Annotated in this window: 4 protein-coding genes and 1 pseudogene; 2 read left to right on the top strand and 3 right to left on the bottom strand. The window is 40.3% G+C overall.

What is annotated here, in order from left to right:
* Nucleotides 1-376 precede the first annotated feature (376 nt).
* Nucleotides 377-802, top strand: coding sequence for an RNA polymerase-binding protein DksA (gene dksA / locus QZV86_RS13190; RefSeq protein ID WP_293005285.1), 426 nt, complete (start codon nt 377-379; stop codon nt 800-802).
* Between the two features lie 101 nt (nt 803-903).
* Here dksA and pnp read toward each other — a convergent pair whose 3' ends face one another.
* The 3 genes from pnp to QZV86_RS13175 all read right to left on the bottom strand — a co-directional run bounded on the left by pnp (nt 904) and on the right by QZV86_RS13175 (nt 5,270).
* A complete protein-coding gene (gene pnp / locus QZV86_RS13185; protein WP_295629045.1) occupies nt 904-3,033 on the bottom strand; it encodes a polyribonucleotide nucleotidyltransferase in 2,130 nt (709 codons plus the stop codon).
* Between the two features lie 132 nt (nt 3,034-3,165).
* The gene (gene rpsO, locus QZV86_RS13180; RefSeq protein WP_293005281.1) at nt 3,166-3,435 is read right to left on the bottom strand and encodes a 30S ribosomal protein S15; all 270 of its coding nucleotides are present in this window, start codon (nt 3,433-3,435) and stop codon (nt 3,166-3,168) included.
* 371 nt (nt 3,436-3,806) lie between these two features.
* The gene (locus tag QZV86_RS13175) at nt 3,807-5,270 is read right to left on the bottom strand and encodes a dynamin family protein (RefSeq protein WP_295629040.1); all 1,464 of its coding nucleotides are present in this window, start codon (nt 5,268-5,270) and stop codon (nt 3,807-3,809) included.
* 408 nt (nt 5,271-5,678) lie between these two features.
* On the opposite strand from QZV86_RS13175, the pseudogene QZV86_RS13170 reads away from it, so the two are divergent.
* A pseudogene (locus QZV86_RS13170) lies at nt 5,679-5,846 on the top strand (IS1595 family transposase); the annotation flags it as partial.
* Nucleotides 5,847-5,894: the final 48 nt, after the last annotated feature.

Raw genomic sequence — 5,894 nt, 5'->3', positions numbered from 1 at the left:
ACGATGTTCCGGATCATTCGGTACTGTCTCGTTTCAGGACACGATTAACACAAGCGCATGCCTGGCATATCTTACAAGCTATGGCATACAACCTAAAAAGGCTGCCCAGATTGTATGTTAATAGACAGATGCCATTGCAATCACAGGAGAAATGCGCCTTCTGAGCCGATAATCATCGATAAAAGTGATTGCTCGCGTGATTTCAGCAAGAAAATTACTAAAAAATACCCCGTTATTCACATAAAAATCAGAAATTGTAACGAATTTGGAAATTCGTTGAATTTTGCAAAGGCCTCTTGTTATATAATGTTTTTTCTGATATTAGTACAAAATTTTTATACACTACCACTACTGGAAGAGATAGGAGCCTTAAAAGATGCCAAAAGAACTACAAAGTAAACAAGTGACTCCCTATGAACCAAAATCAGGTGAAGAATATATGAGTCCTGATCAGTTGTTGCATTTTCGCAAAATATTGGAGGGTATGAAAATTGAACTTAGTCAAGAAATTGATCGTGCTGTTCATACTATGCAGGATGAAGCAACAGTTTTTGCTGACCCTAATGATCGTGCAAGTCAAGAGTCTGACATGACGCTTGAGTTGCGCAATCGTGATCGTGAACGCAAGCTCATTAAAAAAATTGATGAAATTATTGGTAAGATTGATTCTGAAGACTATGGCTATTGTGAGAGCTGCGGTGTAGAAATTGGACTAAAAAGACTTGAAGCTAGACCAACAGCGACACTTTGTATTGATTGCAAGACATTGGATGAAATGCGTGAGAGACAGATAGCTAAATAGCAAACTAAGTAATAATATAAAGCTAAATCATTATAAGTTAATGGAAACCCTGTAAGAATACAGGGTTCTTGGGTATATATATTTAAGTGAGAAATTTTATCTCACGATTCTTCTTCTGCAACAGAATTAGAATCAGATTGATCTCCATCAGAAGATACAGCTTTCATACTTAATCGCAGCCTTCCTTTGTCGTCAGCTTCAAGAACTTTAACGCGTACCTGTTGGCCTTCATTAAGGTGATCAGAAACGTTATTGACTCGTTCATTGGCAATCTGGGAAATATGAAGTAACCCATCTTTACCCGGGAGGACGCTCACTATAGCTCCAAAGTCAAGCAATTTTAGAACTACACCATCATAAATTTTTCCAACTTCAACTTCTTCAGTAATATCTTCAATACGTTTTTTTGCGATTTCACCACCTTCGGCATTGACGCATGCAATTGTTACCTGGCCATCATCAGTGATATCAATCGTGGTGCCTGTTTCTTCTGTAAGCGCACGAATGACAGCGCCGCCTTTCCCGATTACGTCACGAATCTTTTCTGGATTGATTTTGAGTCTAATGATACGTGGCGCATGCACCGAAATATCTTCGCGAGTGGAAGGTAAAGCTTGTTTCATAATTTGCAGAATATGCATTCGCCCTTCATGAGCTTGTATCAATGCTGCATGCATGATTTCTTGGGTTATGCCTTGTATCTTAATATCCATTTGTAACGCGGTAATACCTTTTTCGGTGCCGGCAACTTTAAAATCCATATCACCCAGATGATCTTCGTCGCCGAGAATATCCGTAAGGACTGCAAAGCGGTTTCCATCTTTAATTAACCCCATGGCAATACCTGCGACATGAGCTTTTAATGGTACCCCTGCATCCATCAGTGCGAGACAGCCCCCACAAACCGAGGCCATTGAGCTAGAGCCATTGGATTCGGTAATTTCAGATACGACTCGCAAAGAATAGCCGAACTCTTCAGGCGAGGGAAGAACAGCGACAAGAGCGCGTTTAGCTAAGCGTCCATGACCGATCTCACGGCGTTTGGGAGTGCCAACGCGACCTGTTTCCCCTGTGGCATATGGGGGCATATTATAGTGCAGCATAAATCGTTCGTTATAGTCACCTTGTAGTGAATCAATTTTTTGCTCGTCACGAGCGGTGCCTAAAGTAGCAATAGCAAGTGCTTGCGTTTCTCCACGGGTAAAGAGTGCCGAACCATGTGTCCGAGGTAATACGCCATTACGAATCGTTATGGCTCTGACTGTGCGAGTACCGCGACCATCGATGCGAGGCTCACCATCTAGTATTTGATTGCGGACAATTTTTGATTCCAGTGAAAAAAATGCTTCCATAAAAACTTGTAATTCTGGCCCGTTCTCTGTGCCGACCTCAAGTTCACTCGATATACGCTCTCTAGTTGTTTTAATTGCTTCTGAGCGCGCTTGTTTTTGTTTTATCTTGTATGCTTGTCGTAGATCAGCTTCTGCCATACTGACGATTTTTTCTTCAAATGCGATATCTTTTGCTGGCGGTGTCCAATCCCATGTGGTCACACCGGCTTCATCAGCAAATTCATTGATTGCATTAATAACAATTTGCATTTGTTCATGGCCATACGTTACAGCGCCAAGCATAATATCTTCCGACAGCTCTATTGCCTCGGACTCAACCATCAGAACTGCATGTTGTGTTCCTGCAACGACCAGATTTAATTGTGTATCTTTAAGTTCTGAAGTGGTTGGGTTTAAGACATACTCATTATTGACGTAGCCAATGCGAGCTGCACCGAGAGGTCCATCAAAAGGGATCCCGGAGAGAGTTAGCGCAGCAGATGTGCCAATAATTGCAGGAATATCAGGATCTATTTCATTGTCAGCCGACATGACAGTGGCTACTATTTGTACCTCGTTATAGAATCCTTCGGGGAAAAGAGGGCGGATAGGGCGATCAATTAATCGCGAAGTTAATGTTTCTTTTTCGGATGGACGTCCTTCACGCTTAAAAAAACTGCCCGGTATTCTGCCAGCTGCATAAGATCTTTCTTGGTAATCAACAGTAAGTGGGAAAAAATCCTGACCGGGCTTTGCATTTTTTGCACCTACTATGGTGACAAGTACTACGGTATCATCCATCGTAACCACTACGGCGCCATGTGCTTGCCTTGCTATTTCACCTGTTTCCAGTGTAAGTTGATGGCGTCCGTAGGTAATACTCTTCTTTATAGATTTCAATTAATAATCCTTTTGCCTTTTGAATAGATTTTTCCAAATTTTGAATTACCTGCAGGCCAACGTATTGATTGCATGACAACTTGGATGGGGAATTTTGTTCGGATAGCTGCCAACCCAGTACATTAAACACATTTATTTACGTAAACCAAGTCGTTCTATCAATGTTTGATAAGTGTCAGTATTACGTTGTTTTAAATAATCAAGTAGTTTGCGACGACGACCAACCATGCGCAGTAAGCCGCGGCGGGAGTGATGATCTTTAACATGAATCTTAAAGTGTCCTATCAAGTCATTGATTCTGGCTGTTAAAAGTGCAACCTGAACTTCTGGAGAGCCAGTATCTCCTTCGGCTCTTTGATAGTCTCGCACTACCTGTGCTTTTTGGTCGATTGTAACTGACATAAATTTCTCCGGTTTAATTACCCTATTTAAAAGCCCCGCATTTTACTCTTTAATATTGCGCTTGTCCAAACCAGATAAGGTATATATTGCACTAAGTTTCGAGACAATAATTGGTGGTGGTGATTACAAAAATAAATATAGTATAGGCATAAGTAAGCGACAAGTTGTAATAATTCTTGACTCACTTTAGTGAGCATTTACTGTGTCATAGAATACTTCAGTGCTTATATAGAGTGTACGGCAATAAATCTAATTCCGAGTAACAATGATATTAAACACGTAGCACACATGAGTAACGTTTTTTTGTTTGTTAGTCGGATAAAATAAAGAAAAATGATGCGATAAATTCTCTATGATCCTGAATTAAATTTTTATGCTTGTGAGTTTTTACCTCCATTGCCTGAGGGATTAGTGAATTGATCATTTAACGCCTGAATGTAATCGTTAGCTTCGTTAATGATTTCATCAATTGTTTGCTGCGTAATTTCGTTCCAGCCCGCAGGATTTTTTAGCAACATTGGACGATATGCTGCTGTGCTTTTGTTGAATGCATGTAGATATTGTTTAAATGTTTCATGGTCATTTCCCAACTCTCTACCTAGTTTTCTCAGCAATCGATTGGCAACAGTACGTCGGATAGAGAAATGTACATAAATGATACCGATCAAAAGAAATGCTGCAATAGCAGCTGCTGCAGTTTCGCCTTGCATGAGTTGGGTCTGAAATGTTTTGAGAAGACTCCAAGATTCGTTCATAGTCAAGACGGTACCTGCCAAGATTGCCAGAGTGCCGAATACCAATCCATCAAAAAGTATGACTTTACTTTTCCACTGTTTTAACATTTCAGATAGCTTGTTAATCTTTTGATTTTTTATATCTTTTGCTGTTTGCTCGAGTTTTCCGACGATTCGATAGGAGCGTTCTACTTCGATTTGGTGTATCCGTGCATCGATATCTGCCATATCTTCTTCGCGTTTTTTCTCAAAGCGTTCTCGAACATGTTGATTAGCGATTGGAACAGCTGCGCTTGGATTATAAATACGATAAAAGCGTCCACTGATCAGCCCTACTTCTGCAAGAGAGCGTTGCCAAGCTGATACAACTTCTTCAGGATTATCTTCTTGTGCGGTAACATCGATTTGATTCAGGATGTATAGAAATTTATTAGCATCAGCCCGGTTTACACTGGCAGATACCAGGTAAGCCAATGTATCTTGCATGGCTTTTGGCTCTGGGTGGCGTGCATCAAAAAACACCAACACAAGATCTGATAAATTGATGATGTGCTGAGTTAAGCGCAATGTAGATGCACGCTGATTGTCAGCATCAAAACCTGGAGAATCAATGATAATTTTCCCGCGTATGTTTTCAGATGGACAGGTTTTTAATTGTAAATAAGCATCGATACGTTCTTGCCCAGCCTCAGAGATCTCATCAATACTGCGGCTAATCTGAAAAAATGGGAATCGTGGATCCGCATCAAGTGCAATACCAGGAAGAGTTTTTGCTTCATTGTGGCGGCTGAAGCAAATCACTGTGAATTTATCATCAACGGCCTGATTACCAGTACGTTGCAGCGGCATATTCAAATAAGAATTAATATAGGTTGATTTACCCGCAGAGAATGTACCCAATACTGCGATCATGGGCCACCATGTCACACATGTTGCATAAGATTCATCTTTATTAATCAGCCCCATGCTTTGACCTACATAGTCCATTTTCCTGAAACTTTTTACCGCATTGGCCAGAGTCGGATTGTCTGGGTGCTCATCGACAAGGTGTTTTTGTAGGCTTTTTAGGTGCTTATTAATTTGGGTCGAGTTGTGTGACATAACAATCCCTTTTCGTTTTTATAAAAAGTGTATTCTGAGCATGGAATAGATGATGAATTTTAGTAAATTCATTTTGCTTGTCTGTAGTTAATCTTTTTCTAATGAGCTATTTGATTTTCTATAAGAGGAATGTAAGTTCACTAGGCTATTCTATATACATACAGTAAAAAGATATTCTCATCGCAATGGATTTAGCACATTAATGCAGCTTAATGTTAATCGAAAACGGCTGACCTCATGATTCTATCAAGAACAATGATAGCTTGTCAGCAAATCATATTCTTAATATTGATGCTTAATTTTTAGAAATTGCAATTATCTCATGACCTAATATGGATTCGATTGAGCTCTGGTTATTTTGTGGTGCATTGCATGTTAAAAAGCTTCCTGATTAGTTACATTTCTCACAGTGGAACATACCACGCATTCGATCACGCCAAATATGCGCATCGCTATCTTTATCGCTTCAACCGCCGTTTTGATTGGGCTGTTATGGTGTTGCGATTGCTCCGTGCGGCCGTGAATACAAATCCTCTTCTACTCAGTATATTGAGAGTTTCTGAAGCAGGTAATTAGTCGTCCCTGAAAAATTCCCGTCAATCGCTATCTTGCGAGCAGCAGTTT

The sequence above is a fragment of the uncultured Nitrosomonas sp. genome (assembly GCF_902826915.1).
Classification (GTDB): domain Bacteria; phylum Pseudomonadota; class Gammaproteobacteria; order Burkholderiales; family Nitrosomonadaceae; genus Nitrosomonas.
The sequence above is the reverse complement of the archived record's forward strand: the minus strand, read 5'-3'. Positions and strand labels throughout refer to the sequence as shown.